At 41.8% G+C, this 21696-nt stretch carries 15 protein-coding genes and 2 tRNA genes; 12 read left to right on the forward strand and 5 right to left on the reverse strand.

The features are described 5' to 3' along the window. Nucleotides 1-148: 148 nt before the first annotated feature. A complete protein-coding gene (locus HXT38_RS00105; protein ID WP_004106124.1) occupies nucleotides 149-853 on the reverse strand; it encodes a rhomboid family intramembrane serine protease in 705 nt (234 codons plus the stop codon). A 161-nt stretch (nucleotides 854-1014) separates the two neighbouring features. On the opposite strand from HXT38_RS00105, the gene HXT38_RS00110 reads away from it, so the two are divergent. Then, complete coding sequence (locus tag HXT38_RS00110; protein ID WP_004106126.1) at nucleotides 1015-1224, forward strand: hypothetical protein; 210 nt, start codon at nucleotides 1015-1017, stop codon at nucleotides 1222-1224. Between the two features lie 187 nt (nucleotides 1225-1411). Here the strand turns inward: HXT38_RS00110 and HXT38_RS00115 are convergent, their stop codons facing one another. Then, nucleotides 1412-3262 carry a BspA family leucine-rich repeat surface protein gene (locus HXT38_RS00115; RefSeq protein WP_421791827.1) on the reverse strand — a complete coding sequence of 617 codons (1851 nt, stop codon included), beginning with the start codon at nucleotides 3260-3262 and terminating at the stop codon, nucleotides 1412-1414. Between the two features lie 815 nt (nucleotides 3263-4077). Continuing rightward, nucleotides 4078-6567 (reverse strand): glycogen/starch/alpha-glucan phosphorylase, encoded by a 2490-nt coding sequence (locus HXT38_RS00120; RefSeq protein ID WP_112928830.1) that lies wholly within the window; start codon nucleotides 6565-6567, stop codon nucleotides 4078-4080. 237 nt (nucleotides 6568-6804) lie between these two features. Here HXT38_RS00120 and HXT38_RS00125 point away from each other — a divergent pair, with 237 nt between their 5' ends. Continuing rightward, nucleotides 6805-7221 (forward strand): sterol carrier family protein, encoded by a 417-nt coding sequence (locus HXT38_RS00125; protein ID WP_004106130.1) that lies wholly within the window; start codon nucleotides 6805-6807, stop codon nucleotides 7219-7221. Between the two features lie 118 nt (nucleotides 7222-7339). On the opposite strand, the gene HXT38_RS00130 is transcribed toward HXT38_RS00125, so the two are convergent. Further along, a complete protein-coding gene (locus tag HXT38_RS00130; RefSeq protein WP_004106131.1) occupies nucleotides 7340-7720 on the reverse strand; it encodes a DUF3073 domain-containing protein in 381 nt (126 codons plus the stop codon). Nucleotides 7721-7865: 145 nt separating this feature from the next. On the opposite strand from HXT38_RS00130, the gene trpS reads away from it, so the two are divergent. Beyond that, complete coding sequence (trpS, locus tag HXT38_RS00135) at nucleotides 7866-8957, forward strand: tryptophan--tRNA ligase (RefSeq protein ID WP_004106132.1); 1092 nt, start codon at nucleotides 7866-7868, stop codon at nucleotides 8955-8957. 98 nt (nucleotides 8958-9055) lie between these two features. Here the strand turns inward: trpS and HXT38_RS00140 are convergent, their stop codons facing one another. Further along, nucleotides 9056-10777, reverse strand: coding sequence for a threonine/serine ThrE exporter family protein (locus HXT38_RS00140; RefSeq protein ID WP_421789070.1), 1722 nt, complete (start codon nucleotides 10775-10777; stop codon nucleotides 9056-9058). A gap of 205 nt (nucleotides 10778-10982) precedes the next feature. On the opposite strand from HXT38_RS00140, the gene HXT38_RS00145 reads away from it, so the two are divergent. From HXT38_RS00145 to HXT38_RS00185, 9 genes are all read left to right on the forward strand, one after another. Further along, the gene (locus tag HXT38_RS00145) at nucleotides 10983-13739 is read left to right on the forward strand and encodes a phosphoenolpyruvate carboxylase (protein WP_004119754.1); all 2757 of its coding nucleotides are present in this window, start codon (nucleotides 10983-10985) and stop codon (nucleotides 13737-13739) included. 227 nt (nucleotides 13740-13966) lie between these two features. After that, nucleotides 13967-14626 (forward strand): carbonic anhydrase, encoded by a 660-nt coding sequence (locus tag HXT38_RS00150; protein ID WP_004119757.1) that lies wholly within the window; start codon nucleotides 13967-13969, stop codon nucleotides 14624-14626. Between the two features lie 55 nt (nucleotides 14627-14681). Next, on the forward strand, nucleotides 14682-15776 hold the full coding sequence (locus HXT38_RS00155) for a permease (protein WP_004119759.1): 1095 nt from the start codon (nucleotides 14682-14684) through the stop codon (nucleotides 15774-15776). Continuing rightward, nucleotides 15773-16543 carry a TIGR03943 family putative permease subunit gene (locus HXT38_RS00160; protein WP_101885814.1) on the forward strand — a complete coding sequence of 257 codons (771 nt, stop codon included), beginning with the start codon at nucleotides 15773-15775 and terminating at the stop codon, nucleotides 16541-16543. The genes HXT38_RS00155 and HXT38_RS00160 overlap by 4 nt, the downstream gene beginning before the upstream one ends. Before the next feature lie 76 nt (nucleotides 16544-16619). Beyond that, nucleotides 16620-17915: a hemolysin family protein gene (locus HXT38_RS00165; protein WP_101885813.1), complete on the forward strand. Its 1296-nt coding sequence runs from the start codon at nucleotides 16620-16622 to the stop codon at nucleotides 17913-17915. A 57-nt stretch (nucleotides 17916-17972) separates the two neighbouring features. Further along, nucleotides 17973-18452 carry a Dps family protein gene (locus HXT38_RS00170; RefSeq protein ID WP_004106140.1) on the forward strand — a complete coding sequence of 160 codons (480 nt, stop codon included), beginning with the start codon at nucleotides 17973-17975 and terminating at the stop codon, nucleotides 18450-18452. Between the two features lie 126 nt (nucleotides 18453-18578). Then, nucleotides 18579-18652, forward strand: a tRNA-Ile gene (locus HXT38_RS00175). Between the two features lie 34 nt (nucleotides 18653-18686). Beyond that, nucleotides 18687-18759, forward strand: a tRNA-Ala gene (locus HXT38_RS00180). Between the two features lie 324 nt (nucleotides 18760-19083). Continuing rightward, nucleotides 19084-21396: a heavy metal translocating P-type ATPase gene (locus tag HXT38_RS00185; RefSeq protein WP_064340210.1), complete on the forward strand. Its 2313-nt coding sequence runs from the start codon at nucleotides 19084-19086 to the stop codon at nucleotides 21394-21396. Nucleotides 21397-21696: the final 300 nt, after the last annotated feature.

Consider the following 21696-nt stretch of genomic DNA (forward strand, 5'->3'; position numbering starts at 1 on the left):
ACACTTGTGCACAGGTTCACAAAAGGCAAGTTATCAACGTTTGTGATTAACTATGTGGATAACTTATATAGTTGTCACCAATTTAGGCACAACTTATACACAATCCTGTGCACATTGGTGGAAAACTACACGTGTGTAATTTAATAAATCATGCCTTCAAACAAAACATTGCACAAGCAGTGAGAATAGCAAATAGTGATACAAAATATACTAAGAAACGCGTATTAAACGAAGCTTTTTTAAGTAGCGGATTTTGTACTCCGAGCAATGCTGCAATTGCAGTACCTGAAATTAAGCCTCCAACGTGTGATTGCCAAGCGATATTAGGTACAATAATTGGCATAGCGAGAGTAATAGCAATCCAAATAATTGTTCCTCGCATGTTTTCTCCTAGTCGCCATTGTGCTACGAGAAGTGCACCTATAAGCCCCATAATAGCTCCCGAAGCACCGTATGAAGCAACGAACCAATTATTAGTGAGTTTGCACCATACGATATCAGCTACGCTTCCGCCAAAGCCGGATATTAAATACAATCCAAAAAACTTCCATTTACCGAAGAATCGTTCTAATTCAACTCCGAGCGACCAAAGACATAGCATATTGAAGAAAATATGGGTTAAATTTGGTGCGTGAACAAACATTGATGTGAACCAAGTCCAAGGTGTTTGTAACGCAGTAATTGGAAGAAACGCAGTATAGCTTATTAGAGTCGAATAATAATTTGGATATGCAAAGTTTAGTACCATTTCCAATATCCAAATAAAAATGCATGAATATACTAAAATGGCTGTGGTTGTGTTAAAACGAAGTCTTATATTATTTAAAATATTTTTAATATCAAAGTTGTGCATATGCTTATGATATCGGTTTTACTTCACAAATTTAATCAATAACATTATTTAAAAAAGATGCAACTCTGAAGAAAAGCAACTATGATAGTTATTACGCGACAAAAAGCGGTATAGATTGTTGACTTGGACGAGCAGGTCAGCTTAACCGGAAAGGAGCCATCATGGAGAACAGATCCTCTGGCGGTTGGAAGTTCTTTGCACTGCTCTTCGGAGCACTGCTCGCAGGTATTGCTGCGTTGTATGTGTACAAGCAGCATAATCCTGATTATGACCCTTGGGAGGAACCATGGGAGAACAGTTCTTCGCCAATTGACCTAGGGTTAGAAAAAGAAGAGAAAGAAGCTAACGATACTCCTGCCGCTGAGGCATAAGTGACATTTGCTTTATACAGTCCAAAATAAAGGCGATTGCGTATATTCGTAGTCGCCTTTATTTGTAATTACTAAAGAATTGTTGCAAACAAAAGCGTTTGCCTTACATGCAATTTAACTAAAATCTACACAAAAAGGCGGAAACTGATTAACAGCCTCCGCCTTTTATGTAATTTACGCAGCAGTATTACTTAATTGCATGCTTGCGCTTTTTGAAACGCAGTTTGCCCAAGGAGAACGATCCAACGGAGGTTGCAATGAACAACGACAGTAATGCTGCATATTGCGTTGCAGAACCTGTTGCTGCTAATAGATTTTTTGACGCATTATTTTGTTCAGTGTGCGATGCGTTAGAAGTGCTATTTGCAGACTGGTTGTTTCTTTTATTTTCGTTATTACCGATATTTTTAGCGGAACAATCACAATTGCAAGCAGGCGAAGTATCGTTATTTTGTTGATCTTTTTGATTTTGTGTGCCGGCATTATTTGGCATAGTTTGAACGTAAATAATATTCGGCTTGTCTGGAACATTTGAGTGATCTGGATTTGCAGGCTTTTGTGGTTCTGGATCTGTTTGTGTTCCAGTATCAGTGGTTTCTGGCGTATCTGTCACTGTATCTGTGCCAGTGCCAGTGCCAGTGTCGGTTGTTTCCGGTGTATCAGTTTGCGTGCCGGTATCGGTGGTTGTTTGCTTATTGTATTGAACATAATAAACATCATCTTTAATATTGACAGTAGTAGAAGCTTTTTCTACTGGCATAACACTATATCCCTTAATTTGAGGAAGTGTAAACTTCTCAAAAACAGCTTTAGACCAAGGGCTTAACACTTTATTGCCTTTGCTATCAGTTTTAAGAGTACGATGAATCTCTCTTTTGCGAATAATAGTATATTCTGGCTCGCCCGGCTGATCGTGAACTGTTATAGTTTGCGTAATAGTTTTTTTGTATTTTACTTCTTCAATAACAAATGATGCGTTAGCTGTTAAATGAGCGTCATTGTAGCTGTTTTTGAACTTGTCGAAAATGGTATCTGTAATTACGTATTTTTTATTATCTTTCTTTTCTTTTTCTTTTATCCAGTTATTGACTTTTTTCTGAGCTTCCGCAAGAACAACGTTTCGTTGTGCATCTTTATTTGAAGCATCAATGCTTGTGCTGTAGTAGACTACTGGCATTTTGATAGTTGCAAAAGGAGCTTTTTTATCGTCATAATCTTTGCGAGAATGATAGAGGCGCACACAATGGTGGAATCCACTTATATTTTTTATTTCCTTAACAAAGGGTCCATCAGTTATGAAAATTGCGCCGATTCCTGATCTGTTATAAGGCCCTTGTTCTTCTCCTTGTGCCATATTATTGATAATTTTAATAAACAGTGGACTATTCTTATAACTTGTAACAGACTTCCAATCTTTAGCTATTAATGTACCGGTAAGTTTTGAAAACATTCTGTTCATATTGACATCGTGATTAAGCTGCCACTTACCTAAACCAGAGAAGTCTTCGAGATTATAGTTAGAAATAAACATCTGTTGCATATTAGTAACGTTTTTAACATTCCAGTTAGCAAGTGGAGATAAATCTCTTATGTCTGCAGCATAGAACATATCTTTCATAATCGTTACTTTAGCAGTGTTCCAATTCTTCAATGGTTCTACTGATCTCAACTCATAGCATTGTGCAAGCATGCTGTCCATTGTTGTGACATTGTCGGTTTTCCATTTGCTCAAGAATCCAAAATCTTTATCTGGCACTATTTTTAATCCGTTGAATACATAATCCATGTTCGTTACTTTAGAAGTATTCCAGCTAGATAAGTTAGGAAGATCTACCAAAACATAGCATTGAGAAAATAGTTCTTCTAAACTAGTAACAGTACTTACATCCCAATTCTCTATGCCTTTTATAGTTTGAAGTTCCCCATTGTCAAAGAATGTTCTATGTAAACCAGTAATTCTACCTGTATGTAAATTAGCAAGATCAATATGTGTAAGCTTTGTGCTTGCAAACAAATAACTTAAGTTAGTGTCAGGCATATTAACAGGATTGCCATTATGAGAAATAGCAATAGTTTTAGTGTTATTTGTAGTGTCAGTTTGATTTTTATCAATTAATCCAGATAAAGTGTTCTCTGCAATGCTTAAGCTAGTAACACCTTTGTACTTGCTTCCATTAGTTGTATCATCTTTAAGATCTGCAAGCGTTGGAACAACTACATGCTTTTTATCGCCATTGTAAGATTCAATGGTCGCGCTTGTGCCATTTACTGTAACAGTCCATTTACTTACGTCAACTTTGCCGTAAATATTTTCGTCTAATGGTTTAAGAGATTGTAGTTCAGTGTTATTTGTTTGAGTTGTGCTTCTATCAGTTTGTTTCAGGGGGGGGGGTATTCGTTTGTTTATTATTTTGTGACTGTTGCGTTGACTGCGCAGTTGCGCGAGAAGTTAAAGCAAAGCTGTTTGCTGCAAAACTAAACAAAAGCGCGAGAGCGCATATAACTGCTGTAATTATGTATGAATACGATAAGCGTATACTCTTCTTCTTCATAAAACCTTCTTTAATAAAGCACGCAACTAAAGGCATGCGAATATTGTTGAAAATACATTGCTATTCTAGGAGTTATTAGTGTCAAATGGTAGGTGCATGCAAAATAAAATAACAATATTTACAATTTCTTCAAAAGATTAAAAATAAAAATATATGCATAAATAACGTAACTATGCAAATAAATAACACTACGAAATAAATAACACTACGAAAAGCAGTAGTGAGTTTAGAAACAATAACGCCTGCGGAAGTACAAAACTCACGCAGGCGTTATTATGTATTGCTATTAGAGAATACTTAATTACTCAGCAACAGGTGTTGGAAGAGCACCAGTGTGCCAAATGCGATCGAGGTAATCTTCGATAGAGCGGTCAGAAGAGAAGTAACCAGAGTTGGCTACATTCAAGACTGCCATGCGAGCCCACTTCATTGGATCGCGGTAAGTTTCCTCAATCTGAGCCTGAATATCCATGTAAGAGCTGAAGTCAGCCATTGCCATGAAGTAATCATGGGTAAGCCAATCGTTAACGAGTGGCTCATACACGCTCTTGTCGCCGTTGGAGAAGGTGCCGTCAGCAACCATATCCACAGCAGTCTTCAAGCGAGGATCAGACTCATAGTACTTACGGGAGCCGCCGTGATCATAGCCTTCAGCGTAGAGCTTCTCAACCTCGTCAACGGTCATGCCGAAGAGGAAGAAGTTCTCAGCGCCAACGCGCTCACGAATCTCAACGTTTGCACCATCGAGAGTACCAACAGTCAAAGCACCGTTCAAAGCGAACTTCATGTTACCGGTACCGGAAGCTTCCTTACCAGCCTGAGAAATCTGCTCATCCAAATCGGTGGCAGGAATCAAGTTCATAGCAAGTTCAATGTTGTAGTTCTCTGGGAAGAACACTGCAAGCTTGCCCTTGCATGCTGGATCGTTGTTTACAACGCGAGCAACATTGTTAATGAGCTGAATCGTAAGCTTTGCCATAGCATAGCCTGGAGCGGACTTAGCGCCGAAGAACACGGTGCGTGGAAGCATCTTGTCAACGTCGATTGTGCCATTCTTGATTCCAGCGTATGTGGAGATAACCTGGAGGATCTTCATGGACTGGCGCTTGTACTCGTGCAAACGCTTAACAATGGTGTTAAACATAGTGTCTGGGTTGATTTCAAAGCCATACTTCTGCTTTGCGAAATCAACGAAGGCAAGCTTGTTCTGCTTCTTAACTTCGGCAAACTTCTTAACGAATGCCTTGTCGTCAGCCAATGGCTTCAAACCTTCAAGAAGCTCCAAATCACCCTGCCATGCGTCGGTGCCCAAGCCCTCAGTGATAAGAGCAGACATGCGTGGGTTGCTCAAGCGCACGAAGCGACGAGGAGTTACGCCGTTAGTAACGTTCTTGAACTTATCTGGGTAAACGCTGGAGAAGTCCTTCAAAGTGACATCCTTCAACAACTCAGAGTGAAGCTCAGCAACACCGTTAACGTAAGAACCGCCGTAGGTAGCCAAGTAAGCCATGCGAACTACAGCACCTTCGCCATTTTCGTCAGCGTCGGTAGCGATGCGCATGCGCTCAACCTGATCCTCAGCAACGCCCTTACCGCGAAGCTCGTTGCGGAACTGCTCGCTAATGCCCTGAATGATCTCAAGGTGGCGTGGCAAAAGTTCGCCGATAAGCTTGGCTGGCCAAACTTCCAAAGCTTCTGGAAGCAAGGTGTGGCAAGTGTAGTTGAAGGTCTTGGTGGTGATACCCCAAGCGGTGTTCCAATCGTAGCCGTACTCGTCCATAAGAACGCGCATAAGCTCTGGAATGCCGATAACTGGGTGAGTATCGTTCAACTGGAAGTTAATCTTGCTTGGGAAGGTGGTGAGATCCGGCTTATCCTGACCTGGGTAGAATACGCGGATAGCATCATGAATAGAAGCAGCTACGAAGAAGTACTGCTGCTCAAGACGCAAAGCCTTACCTTCTGGAGTGGAATCTTCTGGGTAAAGAATCTTAGAAATGTTTTCCGCTGCAACCTGTGGCTTAACAGCGTCCAAGTACTCGGACTTGTTGAAGGTGAGCAAATCAAACTCGTCGTAAGACTTAGCAGTCCACAAACGAAGAGTGTTTACGCGACCAGAATTATAACCTGGAACCATGTAGTCAACTGGTACTGCACGAACAGACCAAGCTGGCTTCCAAACGCGCTTGCCGTTTTCTTCTACAACTTCACCACCGAAGTTGACGCGCTGGTCACGACCATAATCAATGTGACCCCATGGCTCTTCATTGCTAAGCCAGTAATCAGGGGTTTCAACCTGCTTACCTTCTTCATCAAAGCGCTGCTTGAAGATGCCGTAACGATACTGGATGCCGTAGCCAAATGCTGGAACGCCAATAGAGGCGAGTGAATCGATGAAGCAGGCTGCGAGACGACCCAAACCGCCGTTACCTAAACCTGGTTCATACTCAGCATCGATAACAGCCTTTGGATCAAAGCCAAGCTTAGTAACAGCCTTATTGAATTGATCAGTAAGACCAGCGTTCAACAAAGCGTTCTCAAGCTGCTTACCCATCAAGAACTCTGCGCTCAAATAGCCCACAGCCTTGGTGTTGCCATTAACCGTGTCATGCTGAGTCTGCATCCAAGAGTCCATCAAGTGACGACGAACTGCGGTAGCAGCGGCAACATACACATCTGCCGTAGTGGCCTGCTCTGGCGTTACACCCTGGGTGTACTTGAGGTGCTCTTGAAGTTCTTTGGCAAATGCCGTCGCAGTAGTTTTGGCTTTCGGCGCGACGTGTTTAGTCATATTTGACTCCTTGTGCCGTTTGATATATTTCCTAAAAGTGTGCAGTCTAAAACTTTGTGTTTAGACGATTAAACCACCACCATTTTGCAGATAACCTTTGCAGATAACTACAAGAGGCATGTGAATGCACACGATAACCCCAAGAATACCACAACCTAACCCCTTTAAATATTTGTATATAACGTCTTAATACAAATATATTGCTGAAAGTAGGTTGTTTAGAAGATAATAAAAAGTATGTCAGTAATACTTGAACGAGATATAAAACGAGGACAATGTGCTTGGCAATCCTGGCGCGAATCAGCTATTAAAGCACTTGGCGATGGCGTAGAAGCTACGCAAATAAATAGTAATATTTTAAATATCTCTTTAAGCGACGAAGCTTTAGCAGTTAGATATTCGCTATATCTTCTTGAAAATAAGGTGCCTGGGTGTGCAGTAGAAGTAAGAGTTGCGCCTTTTGGTGCAGTAAAAATTTTGGAAGGACCAGCTTCGGATCCGCATAATCTCACGCCGCCAGATGTTATTGAACTTGAGCCTAAAGTATGGCTTCGATTAGCGAGTGGTGTTACTAAATGGCATCAGGAACAGGACTTTGGCAACATAAGTGCAATTGGCGAGCGTGATGATTTAAGCGATATTTTGCCGTTGTAAGTTGGCTTTAAGCAGCTTAAATTGCGTATTTACAGCATGTATTTACAAATATCCTGGGCAAACAGTATTTCGAATGCCCAGGATACGTAAATAAAATAATTTTAATAAAATTTAATTTTTAATTGTCGTGTTTGTGTATGAAGTTTGGAATTGGCATAGGGATATGATGATGCACTGGCGTGTGCGCTCCCGAGTTTGTAGAAGAGTTTTCGCTGCTAACGGCTTTTGCAGCTGCTTCCGCAGCCCACTTGGCATACTCGTCTAAATCATCTTCGTTTGAAGCATCAACGGCATCATTTTCTTGATCTGTGTCATTCTCTTCTGGAAGATATGTATCTTCCTCATAGCTTTCGCTCGACGCAAATGGATCGAAGGATCCTTGTCCGGGTTCGCTGGAATTAAGTTCCTTAGCAAGCTCGTCATAATCCGTATCGGTCGTCAGGTATTTGAGCTTACGGGCAATTTTCTGTTGCTTTGCCTTCTGTCGTCCGCGGCCCATCTGACCCCCTCTAAAAATTAAGTAACAATCAGTTCATCACACAAGAGCGTACCACTTAACCGCAACCGAGTATATTGTCTGTGTAAACTTTTACCATAAAAGCCATATTTTCAGCGTAAAAATACGCACAATTAAGGAGCCTAAAATGCCGGAAGAAGCACAGGTTACAGCTGCTGGTAATGAGATGAGCGCAAGCTTCCTTGCAGCGCGTAAACGTTCAGATGCAACGCTTGAAAAGTTAAAAGCTAGCCCTTCGTCTTTTACTATGCTTACTGGAGATCGCCCAACTGGCCGTTTGCATTTAGGACATTATTTTGGATCTATTCGTGAGCGTGTTGCAATGCAGCAGCGCGGAGTAAAAACTAATATTATTATTGCAGATTATCAAGTAATTACTGATCGTGACACTACTGAGCATATTGAAGATAATGTTTTGAATTTAGTGCTGGATTATATGGCTGCCGGAATTGATCCTGAAAAAACAATGATATTTACTCATTCCGCAGTTCCTGCAGCAAATCAGCTTATGTTGCCTTTCCTTTCGCTCGTTACAGAAGCAGAATTACACAGGAATCCTACTGTAAAGTCGGAAATGGAATCATCTGGACATGCTTTAACCGGATTGCTCCTTACGTACCCAGTGCACCAAGCTTGCGATATTTTGTTCTGCAAAGCTAATGTTGTGCCGATCGGTAAAGATAATTTGCCGCATGTTGAAATTACTCGTACGATCGCGCGTCGTTTTAATGAGAGATACGCAAAAAAGAATCCAGTGTTCCCAGAGCCAGCAGCAATTTTGTCTGATGCTCCTGAAATTCCAGGATTGGACGGACGAAAGATGAGCAAATCTTACGGTAATTCGATTATGCTCGGAGCTACTGCCGAGGAAACTGCCAAATTAATTAAGAAGAGTCCAACTGATTCTGAGAGGATGATTACTTTTGATCCAGTAACTCGTCCGCAAGTTTCTGCGCTTCTTACTACCGCAGGTTTAGTTACAGGCAGGGATCCTAAAGAGATTGCTGAAGAAATTGGCAACGCTGGTGCTGGTGCATTGAAAGCTTACGTAATTGAAAATGTAAATAATTTCTTAGCACCTCACCGTGAGCGTCGTGCAGAACTTGCAAAAGACATGGATACTGTTCGAGACATTTTGCATGACGGCAATAAGCGTGCAAATGCTATTGCAGAAGAAACGCTTTCCCAAGTGCGAGATGCTATGGGAATGAAGTATTAATTAAATTTCAATAAGTAAAGTAATAAAAAATAAAGCCGCTCGCAAGAAAACTTGTAAGCGGCTTTTTGTTAAAAATTAACGGGCTGAAACTTAGAACATCACACGTCGTAACGCCAGCTTTTATCTGTAATAACGCGTGCTACAGCAAGACCAATAGGTAAGCAAATAATTACCATGAAAGCGCGGAAAGTCCAGTCTAACGCCGGGAGCGTGTGGAATTGACCAAGATAAAACATTGCGCGATACATATAAAGTCCAGGAACCATAATTACGATAGATGGAACCGTAAGACCTATTCGTGGATAACCCAAATATTGAGGCGCTAATCCGTGACGAACGATAGTTCTCCAAGCAGAAGCTAGCAAACCTGCCAATAAAGCACCGCTGAAAGCTGCAATTTCGGCAGCAACTCCAAAATCTGTCATAGTTAAGCGAAGAGTATCTGTAATAGCGCCAATAATGCCAGCAACTATGCACATGCGTTGTGGAGAATTAAACAGCACTGAGAAGCCCCATACTCCGGCAAAAGCTGTAATAAGTCGAAGAACTGCGTTAAGCCAAGGATTTAATCCGAGAGGAGGGAAGCCTTGAGGATTGAGCTGTACAAGGCTTGCAACCGTCCATCCTGCAAGAGTTCCCATCAAAATAATCGCCATTGTGTAACACAGTCGTTGAATTCCTGAAGGGAAATCAATTTTTGCAATATCTAAGCCGCCTGTAATAAGAGGGAATCCAGGAATAACAAACAACACTGAACCAATATATGCAGTTGTATGATTAAGCGCGCTAGGGTCAAAGCAGCCAATAAGACGTAAAGCCCCAATGCATGATAGTGCACCTATTGCAACAGCTACGAATGTAACTACAAACTGGTTTAGATGCTTCATAAACATTCTGCGACGAATATAGTGACCGATTCCTGCACCAATAAAAGCACCAATCATGTCGTAAATACCGCCGCCAAGCAAGAACGCAAAGGATGCGCAAGCAACTGCCGAAGCAAGACCAGCAAACCACGGTTTGTATAGCGGTTTCCTATTTTTAATCAAATCAAGACGGTCGTGTACTTCCCTAACTGTAAGAGGATGATCATTTTTAGACTCGTCATTACTGTTGGATGTGTTTACGTGCGAAAAATGTTCAGCGTAAGCACTTTCTGGCTGCAATGCAAAAATGCCGCGTGGTTTTTCTTTTTTTATAGCTTCTTGCAACGCTTTCTTTTTTGCAATTTTAGTAGCATTTTCTTCAGACTGCTTAGCTGTTTGTACAATGGTATGTTCGTCGTCGCTCGCTTGCAATGTGTCAACTAATTCCTTAGAAACAGCAGCTTTAGAGTGATATAAAGAATCGTTTCCAAGCTTGACGTTAAACCAATCTGCAAAATGTTCTAGAAGCCAAATACGCTCAGTGTTAACACCTGTGGTTGGAAGATCTACAACTTCAGTAATTCGCTCATGCTTATCAGTACAAGTTGCTTCAATATCTGTGAGATTCACGTCCGCGCGCACATGTACACCCATTGGTTCGCCGATTCTGTGCATAAGCTCGCGAACTCGGTAGCTTCCTGTGCCTGCTCCTAAACCGAGCGCACCGACGCGAATAATAATACTCGATTTCGCAGCAATTCCTGCTTGCGTAACTGGCTTATCCCAATCTCGCTCAACATCGTCCATATCGAGTGGAATAGCATGAGTATGAAAACGCCCAGAAGGTTTTCCGACTATATGACCAGTCGAAAGAATTTCAGGCTTATCGCAATCGCAGTTGTTGATGCTGTTGTCGTATTCATTATTCTCGATATTATTCTCTGCTGTACTCACAATTTTTAGTATACGCAACCCCGTTGCCGAGTTATATTTTGTTGATAAATCAGCATTCTTTACTACGTCCGGTGGTAGTTTCACAATTAACTTGGTATCTCGCTGGAAACAAGGCTGTGGGCTTGCAACTTCTGACCTACATAACCGCGGAGGAGCCGCGGAAGTCAGACGACCAAGCAACCTTAGTCTGGCGTAAGGAGGTCTGATGGCAACAGAAAATCAGCAGGTTACTCCGGCAGACGCAACTATTGTTACGTCTGGTTTAGGGCGAAAAGGCCCAGAGGAGCGTGACCTTCCAGCATCACTTAAGCAAGACATGGATTTGTGCTTGCATATTCTTCGCGATGTTCTTGGCGAATTTGATGAAAAATTATTAGCAGTATTCGACGATGTGCGTTTGAATGCTGTAGAAGCTAGTGCAGCTCATTTTGCGCAAATGGTAGACGCAAAAGTAACTGCAGATGATGGCTTAAGTAAAGCTGTTAGCAAGCTCAACGGAATGAATTTGCACGATACGCAGCTTTTAGCTCGTGCTTTTGCAACATATTTCCACTTGGCAAATTTGTGCGAGGAAAATTATCGTGTTTCTGTACTTCATCAGCGTGAATGTGAAGTTGAAGACTCGTTGCCGGTTGATCCAGTTAACGAACTAACTTGTGCTTATCACAAGTTACTCACTGAAATGAGCCCTGCTGAAGCGAAAGAATTGCTCGCAAAGCTTGAGTTCCATCCTGTATTTACTGCGCACCCAACCGAAGCTCGTCGTAAAGCCGTTGCAGGTAAAATTCGCAGAATTTCGCAATTATTAAGCGAACATCATCGTTTAGGCGGATCTGATAAGCGCGAAAATTATCGTCGTCTCTATAACGAAATTGATGCGCTTCTTCGCACTTCTCCGATTGCTTTGAAGAAGCCAACTCCAGTTGAAGAAGCTGACACTATTCTTGACATTTTTGACGCTACTTTGTTTGACACGATTCCAGTCGTGTATCGTCGATTTGACGATTGGCTGCTTGGCAAGAAGGCTGGATTAGTTCCTCCGCGTTGCCCTGCATTCTTCCATCCAGGAAGCTGGATTGGTTCAGATCGAGATGGCAACCCTAATGTGACAGCTAAAGTGAGTCGTCAAGTCGCTCGAAAGTTTAGCGATCACGTGCTTGTGGCTTTGGAGAATCGTACTCGCGAAGTTGGCAAATGCTTAACTATGGAAACGCGCACAACGCCTCCAAGTGTGGAGTTACTTGAGTTGTGGAATCGTCAGCGCGAAATGAGCGAACAGCTTACAGAAAACGCTTCAGACGTTTCTAACAGTGAGCCGCATCGTGCTGTAATGCTTGTAATGGCTGACCGTTTGCATCGCACTATTAGCCGCGATACGGATTTGATGTATCATTCTTGCGAAGATTTCATTGAGGATTTGCAAATTGTGCAACGCTCTTTGGCAGAAGGCGGAGATCCTCGTGCTGCATATGGTCCTTTGCAGGATTTGATTTGGCAGGCGCAAACCTTTGGATTCCACATGGTTGAAATGGAATTCCGTCAGCATTCTCTCGTGCATTCTCGTGCTTTGGAAGATATTCGCGAACATGGATTGCACGGCGAACGCGGACCGCTTCAGCCAATGACTCGTGAAGTACTCGATACGTTCCGTGCTTTGGGTGCAATTCAAAAGCGCAACGGAATGCGTGCTGCTCGACGCTACATTATTTCCTTCGCAAAATCTGCTCAGCATGTGCGCGATGTATTTGAGCTTAATCGTCTTGCTTTCGCTCACCCACAGGATGCGCCAACAATCGACGTCATTCCGCTGTTTGAGCAGCTTGAAGATTTGCAGAATTCCGTAAATGTGCTTGAGGAGATTATTAAAATTCCTGAAGTGCAAGCTCGTCTTAAGGCTACTGGCCGCAAGATGGAAGTTATGCTTGGATATTCGGATTCTTCCAAGGATGCTGGTCCTACTTCCGCAACGCTTGCTTTGCATTCCGCTCAGGAGCGAATTGCTCAATGGGCTAAGAAGCATGATATTGATTTGACACTGTTCCACGGTCGCGGCGGTGCTGTTGGTCGCGGTGGCGGTCCTGCAAACCGTGCAGTGCTTGCTCAACCAGTTGGTTCCGTCAACTGCCGTTTCAAGCTTACTGAGCAGGGCGAAGTTATTTTCGCACGATATGGCAATCCAATTCTTGCTATTCGTCACGTTGAATCCGTTGCTTCTGCAACTTTGCTTCAGTCTTCGCCAAGTGTTGAGAAAACTAACACTGATATGACGAAGAAGTATGCAGATATGGCTGCAAAACTTGATGTTGCAGCTCATGAGCGCTTCCTTGATTTGCTGCAAACGGATGACTTTACTCCATGGTTCTCTACGGTTACGCCGCTTAGCGAGATTGGCTTGCTCCCAATTGGTTCTCGTCCTGCCAAGCGTGGTTTGGGTGCGAAGTCGTTGGACGATTTGCGAACAATCCCGTGGGTGTTCTCCTGGGCTCAGGCTCGCATTAACTTAGCAGCATGGTACGGTTTGGGCACGGCTTGCGAAAAGTTTGGTGACTTGGAAACTTTGCGCAGAGCTTACGAAGAGTGGCCGCTGTTCAGTACTTTTATTGACAATATCGAGATGTCTTTGGCTAAGACAGATGAGCGTATTGCTCGCATGTACTTAAGCCTTGGAGATCGTGAAGATTTGAGCGATAAAGTACTTTCAGAAATGCAGCTTACTCGCAAGTGGGTTTTGCAAATTGTTGACGACAAGTGGCCTTTGCAGCACCGTCACGTGCTTGGTCAGGCTATTCGTGTGCGCTCGCCTTATGTTGACGCGCTGTCTGTAATTCAGTCGCTTGCATTGCACAAGCTTCGCAACAAGGTAGACAAAGAAGAGCTTAGCGAAAGCCAGCAGGCAGAGTTCATCTACCTTATTCTTTGCACTGTTTCTGGTGTTGCTGCAGGCTTGCAGAATACTGGATGATTTTATAAGTTTATATGATTAAGAAAAGCCTTCGTGCTGCTTTATTAGCTGTGCGTTGGCTTTTCTTTTTACAATCATATTTTATAAATTTTGTTAGCTTTTATAGCATATTTTCTATTTAACACAGTAACGATAGAATATGTTTTATAAGTCGAAGTGTTTTTAAAATTTGTTGATAGCTTGTATTCGGCACCTTTGCGCAAGCGCATCAATACAAGGAGGTAATAATGCACGAGACAGTCAAAGAAGATCTTTTAGAAGAAGATTCACTTTTGGCTACATCTGTGTGGAGCGCGATGCTAGCTGGTAACCGTAAGTTTGCAGAAGGCTCATTAAATTGTGATGGACTTAGTGAAGAAACGAGATTATCTCTTGTTGAAGGTCAGCATCCTGGAGCTGTTGTTCTTTCCTGTGCTGACTCGCGCGTTGCTCCAGAATTTGTGTTCGGTGCCGGTTTAGGTGATATTTTTTCTGTTCGCACTGCAGGCGAAGTGCTTGATGATGCTGTAATAGCTTCGCTAGAATACGCTGTAAGCGATTTGGGAGTAAAAGTGCTTGTTGTGCTTGGGCACGAGCATTGCGGTGCTGTGCAAGCCGTTTTGCCGAATGTGCAAAAGCTGGTTTCTAAATACGGCGAAGATGAAACAAGCGAAATAATTGAGTCTAGCGAGTCAATATTGCTTCGTTCTTTAGGTCCTGCTGCACTTGCTGGTATTGAAGAAGAATTAAACACGGATGATATTGAACGAATCCATGTATCTAATATTCTTGCTGAAATATGTAATAAATCTCAAACTATTCGTGAATCCGCTTTTAATGATAACCTCATGCTAGTTGGTGCTAGGTATAGAATGAAGGATGGTTTGGTAGAGGTTCTTTCATGCTAAGTAGCATGTAGTCGCATTTTTAACAGAATTATTAATACGTTGTTAGGTTACAAATATGAATCAATCATCTAAAGATACGCTTGGTGCAAATTCTGCAAATTCCACTAATTCTGCGAATTATCTTTTCTTGCTTGTTGGAGCTCCTTTAGTAGCTTTTATTATTGCAGCTGCTCCTGCGTTACAGGGGCGACATCCTTGGTTTCTAATTGATACAACAATTCGAGGTGTTTCCGGCTTGTTGCTACAAGCGATACCTTTTACTCTCATAGGTGTGCTTGTTTCTGCTGCAGTAGAAACTTGGGTAACTGCTGATTTTATTGAGAAACATGCTCCAAAATCTACGGCAAACGGTTTTTTGGCTGCCATATTGGCTGGCGTTTGCGTGCCTGTTTGTGATTGTGTAGTAGTTCCAACGTTTTCTCGTTTAGTCGCAAGAAAACTACCATTGCCGTGCGCCATAACTTTTCTATGTGCAGTTCCTGTTGTAAATCCAGTATCTGTATTGGCAACATTTTATGCGTTCTCTGACGCTCCAGCTGTTGCTATTATGCGTATTGCTCTAGGTGTTGGTATTGCATTACTGGTTGGATTAACTTTTGTTATATTTCCTTCGAAAATCAATATTTTACGTAAGAAAATTTTAGTAGAAAACGAATCTTCTTTACATTGTTCTTGCGAATTGAATAACGAAAGTAATCTCACAAAAAATAATATTGAAAAGCCTAGTATTTCTGTGCAAATTCGCAAATATGTGCAGCATATACATCAGGATTTAATAAAATTAATTCCAATTATTGTATGTGGAACTATAGTTGCTTCTGTAATTCGCGCATGGCTCGGAGCTGATCCTGCTTCTCGCGTACAAGTGAGTAATGTGTTAATTGCTATTCCTGTAATGATGGCTATTGCGTACGCAAGCTCTCTATGCTCCAGCTCAGATGCTGTAATTGCAAGAAGTTTAGCAACATCATTGCCTATGTCGTCGGTGCTAGTATTTCTGCTGTTTGGTCCTATGCTTGATTTAAAGAATACGCTTATGCTCGTTGAGGATTGCCGTGGTAAATTTGTGTGGCGCTTAACATTAACTATTGCTTTTGCGTGCTTCCTAGCGTCATTATTAGCTCACTGGGCTTGGGGGTTCATCGCATGAAAAAACAAAAATGTGTTGAGCATAATGCTTGTAAAAAAATCACTTTAGCTCAATTGGTAGAAGCTATTTTATTGCTATTTTTTGCAGTCATAATTGCGGAAGTTACTTTAAGCGGTCAATATACGCTTTTTACTACGCCTAGAGCATATTATTATTTGTTAATTACTGCTATTTTGCTATTTATTCTGTCTATATGCGCTGCGATTGGATGGTTTTCTGTTTCTTCGCGCGATGTTTGGCGTATGCTTGTAGCTTTCGTTGTTCCTGCGCTACTTATTATTGTTCCTTTGCGTTACGCTCAAAATATTAGTGTAGATGGATTCGACCAGTATGCTGGTGGTCGTGCTATTGCTATTCGTAGCCAAAATTATCCTTTGCCAGGATTGTATGAAAAATCTCATGAGATAGCAGTTGATGATGATGATTTTGGCTCCTGGTATGACGAAATCGATCATAATGCTGCAAAATATGATGGATACACGATTACTCTTACAGGTTTTGTTAGCAGAGATTCTACGTTGAATGCAAATCAATTTAGGGTATCTCGTCAGCTTATGTCATGCTGTATTCTCGACATGTCTCCGTTTGGATTAGTTGCCGAAAAATCAAATATTGGCGAAATTCAAGATCATGAATGGGTGCGTGTTCGTGCACGCGTTTCTAGAGGCAATATTGGCATTCCTGGATATCAGCATCCTGGAGTTGTGCTGCACGTTATATCAATGCAAACAGCTCAAGCTCCAACTGGATATTTTTATCGCCCATAAATAATTTATCTTCGTTAATGGTGATAATTATTTTAGAATTGTTGATATCGCATAGAAGTAAACTAAGATAACAAGTATGGCGATTGGTTTTAATATTCTACTCATTATGATTTTTTTGCTATTTGGTTCCGTATTTGCGGCAACCGAATTAGCTTTAGTGAGCTTGAGAAGTTCGCAAATTGATCGCATGGAATTGCAGGATGCGCGTGGTGCTAGAGTTGCAAAAATTGCCCGCGATCCTAACACTTTTCTATCTGCTCTACAAATTGGGGTAACTCTTTCTGGCTTTCTTTCTGCATCGTTTGGTGAGTCTGCTTTAGCTCCGTATGTTGTGCCGGTTGTATGTTCATGGGGTGTGCCGGCTCATGTTGCAGGCCCTCTTACTACAATCTTCTTAACTCTTATTATTTCGTACTGTTCGATTGTTATTTCTGAATTAGTTCCAAAACGTATTGCTATGCAGCGTGCTGAGCAGATTGCGCGATCGGTTGTGCCGGCAGTAGATATTTTCTCAAAGATTTGCAAGCCTTTAATTTGGCTTATTGGTAAGAATACTAACGGTTTTGTGCGCCTTCTTGGGTTTGATCCTAACGAGAAGGAAAGCGAAGTTTCTGACGAAGAATTGCGCGTGCTTGTCAATAGCAATAAGCGTTTAAGTCAGGATGAGCGCAATATTTTGGATGACGTGTTTGATGCTTCGGAAACTATTGTTGCTGAAGTGATGCGTCCTCGTGCTGATGTTGAGTTTTTGGATGGTTCATTGAGCCTTGAAGAAGCTGCCGCGAAAATTCGTGAGCTTCCGTATTCTCGCTACCCTGTTATTGGCAAAGATTTTGATGATGTTATAGGTTTTGTGCATGTTCGCGATTTGCTAGATGTGCGTGATTCAAATGCAAAAACTGTTGCAGATGTAACTCGCGAAGGAATTAGTCTTCCTGGAACTTCCAAACTATTGCCGAGCCTGGAACTTCTTCGTAAACGTGGTATTCATTTGGCTGTTGTCATCGATGAATATGGTGGAACTGACGGTATTGTTACGCTCGAGGACATGACAGAAGAGCTAGTTGGAGATATTCGCGATGAATATGATTTGCCTGGTGAAACTGAGCAAAATAATGTGAATAAAACAACTGCTTTTGTAAATGGTGTTGCAAAAATTGATGGCGGTATGACCATTGAAGATTTTGCTGACATTACCGGCATTGAGCTTGAAGACGGTCCGTATGAGACTGTTGCAGGCTACTTTTTAGCGCATACTGGTTCAATGGGAAGTGTTGGAGCTGTTTTGCATGATGCGGATGGTTACGATATGACTGTGACTGCGGTTGATGGTAGGCGTATTGCGACGATTGAAGTGCGTCGCCGCGCGTAGTTTAAGCCATAGCAGTAGAATAATAACGGTATTAACAAACCTAAGGAAGGATAGAACATGGCTTTGTTGCATATTTTGCCAGGTCTCGACGAAGCGGCCAGTGAAAAGGCTGTTGCCATTTTACAGAATCGTTTAAGCCACGAGCAGGAAGCTGCTTTGGTGCTTAAGCATGCGCATTGGAATGTTACTGGTTCAGATTTTATTGCAGTTCATGAAATGCTTGATCCACAGGTTGCTGAAGTTTTGGCGCAGGCGGATGAAACTGCTGAGCGAATTGCAACTTTGGGCGGTTCTCCACTTGGACGTGCTGATGATGTTGTTGCTGCTCGTACATGGAAGCGTTTTGCTTTGACTGGTCGCAAGTCCACAAAGGAGTATTTGCAAGCGCTTATTGAATACTATAACGATATGATTGCAGACGATCGCAAGGCTATCGCGGAGCTTGATGAGCTTGATTTAGTTAGCTCAAATATTATTCAAGATCATGTTCAACAGTTGGAAAAGTTCCAGTGGTTCATGCGTAGCCATCTTGATTAATTAACCTCTGTTTAATTTTTTTGATTCAAACCGCAACATGCTATTTTCTTTTTATGGCGTGTTGCGGTTTGACATTTTCTGTGTCTGTGCTAATGTAACTACTTGTATGTTTTAGGCGTACGAGTTGGGCCCGTAGCTCAGGTGGTTAGAGCGCATCCCTGATAAGGATGAGGTCGGAGGTTCAAGTCCTCCCGGGCCCACGGAGTTGAGTGATTATTTCATTCAATACCGAATGGGGCTATGGCGCAGCTGGTAGCGCATCTGCTTTGCAAGCAGAGGGTCAGGAGTTCGAGTCTCCTTAGCTCCACGAACAGGGTTCTGATTGATTTTCCAATCAGAACTTTTTTGTTTATTAATTTATTTTTTTGGATTTGTTTTGGTTTTGCATTATTTAAGCTTGTGTTTATGAGAATGTTTCTCATCAAGGCTTCATGGTATATTAAAGAGACAAATAAATAATTAAAAGTCATTGTTAATTCCAAAATTGGGATTAACCAAAAATCAACATAAGTATCTTTACGCCGTGTATTGAGTGCGCTATTTAGGTTGCGCTCAGTGGGTTAACAAGGCGTGAAATCGTGTGTTAGCAGCGTCTTAAGCGTAGTTAACCTGATCAGCGTAAGGAAAGTGTATGCGTAAACTTTTAGCATATTGCCGTCGTGCACCACAATTAACAGTCGTAATTCTTGCTTTTCCGTTTATTGCGCCTTTGTACTCGTATAATTTGCCTATATTAACTACTTTCTGTGAGCAAATTTCTAATTTTTCGCAGCAAATCTTTGATTTTTTAAAAATTAATTGCAGTATTTCCATAAGTATTAGTCTTGGCAAAACTATTATCGCTATTCTCGTTTTATATACGAGCGTTATTTCTTTGCGTAATATGATTAAACATTTACTGCATGGAACTTTAGGTATTGATCTACTTGCTTTTGTTGCATTGCTTACAACACTTTGTATTGGTGAGTTCTGGGCAAGTTATTTGATTGTTGTAATGGTTTGGACTGGAGAAGCTATAGAAGATTTTGCGCATATGAAAGCTCAGCGCAATCTATCTCTTTTAGTAAGCGCAGCTCCAAAAACTGCTCACCTTATGACTTTGCCAGGTATTGAGCATGGTATGAATCATAATCAAGCAAATGATGAATCATACGAACCGCCATGTTTGAGTGAAAATCAGTGCAAGCCTAGCTCGTGTGTTCTGTGCCAGCATGCTGAATTTAGAAAAGTAGATGCCGCTAATTCTAAGCAATCTAATAGTAGCGAGCAAAATAGCGAAAGTAATTGCGAAAATAATGACTTGCAAAATTGCAACTGTAAACAAAATAATTGCCCATTTTTGCAAGCATCTACAGACAACGAAATCTCCTCAAATTTGCAGCGTTACGCTACAGTTCCTGTTGATGAGCTAAAGATAGGAAACGTAATTATTGTGCTTCCTGGCGAAACAGTGCCAGTTGACGGTGAATTATTAAGCGGTTCTGCAATTTTAGACACAAGTGCTATTAACGGAGAATCTGTTCCTAGAGAAGTCTATGCGGGAGCTGCAGTGCTTTCAGGCTGTGTAAACGGTGGAGTTGTGCTTATTATGCGCGTAACAAAGCTGTCTAAAAACTCGCAGTATCAGAAAATCATGCAGCTTGTTGAGTCTGCTAGGTCTTCTAAAGCTGCAGTAGTTAGATTTGCAGACATGCTATCTGTGCCGTTTACAGTATTATCTTTTGCGATTGCAGGTCTTGCTTGGAGCTTTTCTGGCGACGCATTGCGATTTGCGCAAGTATTGGTTCTAGCAACCCCATGTCCTCTGCTTATTGCAGTTCCAGTTGCTTGCATGGCTGGTACTGGGCGTTTAGCAAAACTTGGAATTGTTGTTAAAAGTCAGGATGTGCTTGAGCAATTAAGTCGTGTAACAGACGTATTTTTTGACAAAACCGGCACGCTAACTGTAAAACAGCCGCAAGTTGTAAACGTAGACGTAATCGATACTACGCAGAAAGCTGATCGAATTGTGATGCTCGCAGGTGTGCTAGAAACGTATTCTCAGCATATTCTCGCTGGAGGTATAGCAAAAGCAGGTTCAGTTTTGTGGGAGCACACGCATCCATCTTCAACTCCGCAATTGCCTAGCGTTAGAGAATACCCAGTAGTGCATAGTGTGAAGGAAACTGCAGGTCAGGGTATTCAAGGCGTTGTAGATGGTGTTTTGGTGCGCGTTGGGCGTAGAAAGTATGTTACTGAGCAAACTGATATTAATAAACAGGTCATGAATCATATTGCGACACAACATATTGCGGCACAACATGTAGTCAATGCGCTCGCTGCAGACGAAATGGCAACCTATGTTTCCTTTGACGGAGTGCTAGTTGGTCGGATTGTGTTAAAAGACGTGCCTCGCGATAACGCGAAATCAACTATTGACGCATTGCGTACGCTTGGTGCGCGCTCAATATCTATTCTTACTGGAGATAGTTTGCAAGCTGCAACAACAATTGGTAAAAGCGTTGGAATTGACACAATATATGCAGATTTGCTTCCGCAAGATAAATTAGCGTATGTAAAAAAGCACAATTACAATGCAGCCAAAAGTAAGAAAGATTCGACTGTAACAATGATGGTTGGAGACGGTGTAAACGATGCTCCAGTGCTTGCGGCTGCAGATATTGGCGTAGCGGTAACGGATGGCACAGATACGGCAGCATCTGAATGTGCTCAGTTAGTTATTATGAACAACGATATTTCTTCTGTTGCAAGCGCAATAAGAGTAGCAAAACATACTAAATGCGTTATGGTTCAGTCAGTATTGATGGGCATTGGATTGGCAATTATAAGTATGATTTTTGCGGCTTTCGGTTTTATTCCAGCAGTTATTGGCGCAATGATGCAAGAAGCAATTGATGTTGTTGCTATTATGTGGGCTTTAACAGCATTGCGCGAACGAAAATAAAAATATTTTTGGCAATATTTTTTACGATATTCATTACGACATCTTTAATAATATTCGTTTGAGCATTTTATTTATTTGAGCATGTTGTAAGACGAAGTAATGCGCTAGTCTAATTATGAAAGCATACGAGTTAGCTGCAAACGGTAAGAGCTCAAGCTTGTACGTAACTTATTTTTGGCGAAGAATTACATATAAACGCTTTACAGTTACGCTGCTGAGTGGATTGAGGCAACCTATGCTTGTAGGCCGCGCTAAATAGCGCAAAAACGGCGAAAAGTGCCGTATAATACAGCTCAATAT

The organism is Gardnerella sp. DNF01157, from assembly GCF_049244225.1.
Taxonomy (GTDB): domain Bacteria; phylum Actinomycetota; class Actinomycetes; order Actinomycetales; family Bifidobacteriaceae; genus Bifidobacterium; species Bifidobacterium leopoldii.

Bases quoted from the DNA above. Each gene is read 5' to 3' on its own strand.
- HXT38_RS00105 (WP_004106124.1), bottom strand. From the start codon at position 853: ATGCACAACTTTGATATTAAAAATATTTTAAATAATATAAGACTTCGT.
- HXT38_RS00110 (WP_004106126.1), top strand. From the start codon at position 1,015: ATGGAGAACAGATCCTCTGGCGGTTGGAAGTTCTTTGCACTGCTCTTC.
- HXT38_RS00115 (WP_421791827.1), bottom strand. From the start codon at position 3,262: ATGCCTGACACTAACTTAAGTTATTTGTTTGCAAGCACAAAGCTTACA.
- HXT38_RS00120 (WP_112928830.1), bottom strand. From the start codon at position 6,567: ATGACTAAACACGTCGCGCCGAAAGCCAAAACTACTGCGACGGCATTT.
- HXT38_RS00125 (WP_004106130.1), top strand. From the start codon at position 6,805: ATGTCAGTAATACTTGAACGAGATATAAAACGAGGACAATGTGCTTGG.
- HXT38_RS00130 (WP_004106131.1), bottom strand. From the start codon at position 7,720: ATGGGCCGCGGACGACAGAAGGCAAAGCAACAGAAAATTGCCCGTAAG.
- trpS (WP_004106132.1), top strand. From the start codon at position 7,866: ATGCCGGAAGAAGCACAGGTTACAGCTGCTGGTAATGAGATGAGCGCA.
- HXT38_RS00145 (WP_004119754.1), top strand. From the start codon at position 10,983: ATGGCAACAGAAAATCAGCAGGTTACTCCGGCAGACGCAACTATTGTT.
- HXT38_RS00150 (WP_004119757.1), top strand. From the start codon at position 13,967: ATGCACGAGACAGTCAAAGAAGATCTTTTAGAAGAAGATTCACTTTTG.
- HXT38_RS00155 (WP_004119759.1), top strand. From the start codon at position 14,682: ATGAATCAATCATCTAAAGATACGCTTGGTGCAAATTCTGCAAATTCC.
- HXT38_RS00160 (WP_101885814.1), top strand. From the start codon at position 15,773: ATGAAAAAACAAAAATGTGTTGAGCATAATGCTTGTAAAAAAATCACT.
- HXT38_RS00165 (WP_101885813.1), top strand. From the start codon at position 16,620: ATGGCGATTGGTTTTAATATTCTACTCATTATGATTTTTTTGCTATTT.
- HXT38_RS00170 (WP_004106140.1), top strand. From the start codon at position 17,973: ATGGCTTTGTTGCATATTTTGCCAGGTCTCGACGAAGCGGCCAGTGAA.
- HXT38_RS00185 (WP_064340210.1), top strand. From the start codon at position 19,084: ATGCGTAAACTTTTAGCATATTGCCGTCGTGCACCACAATTAACAGTC.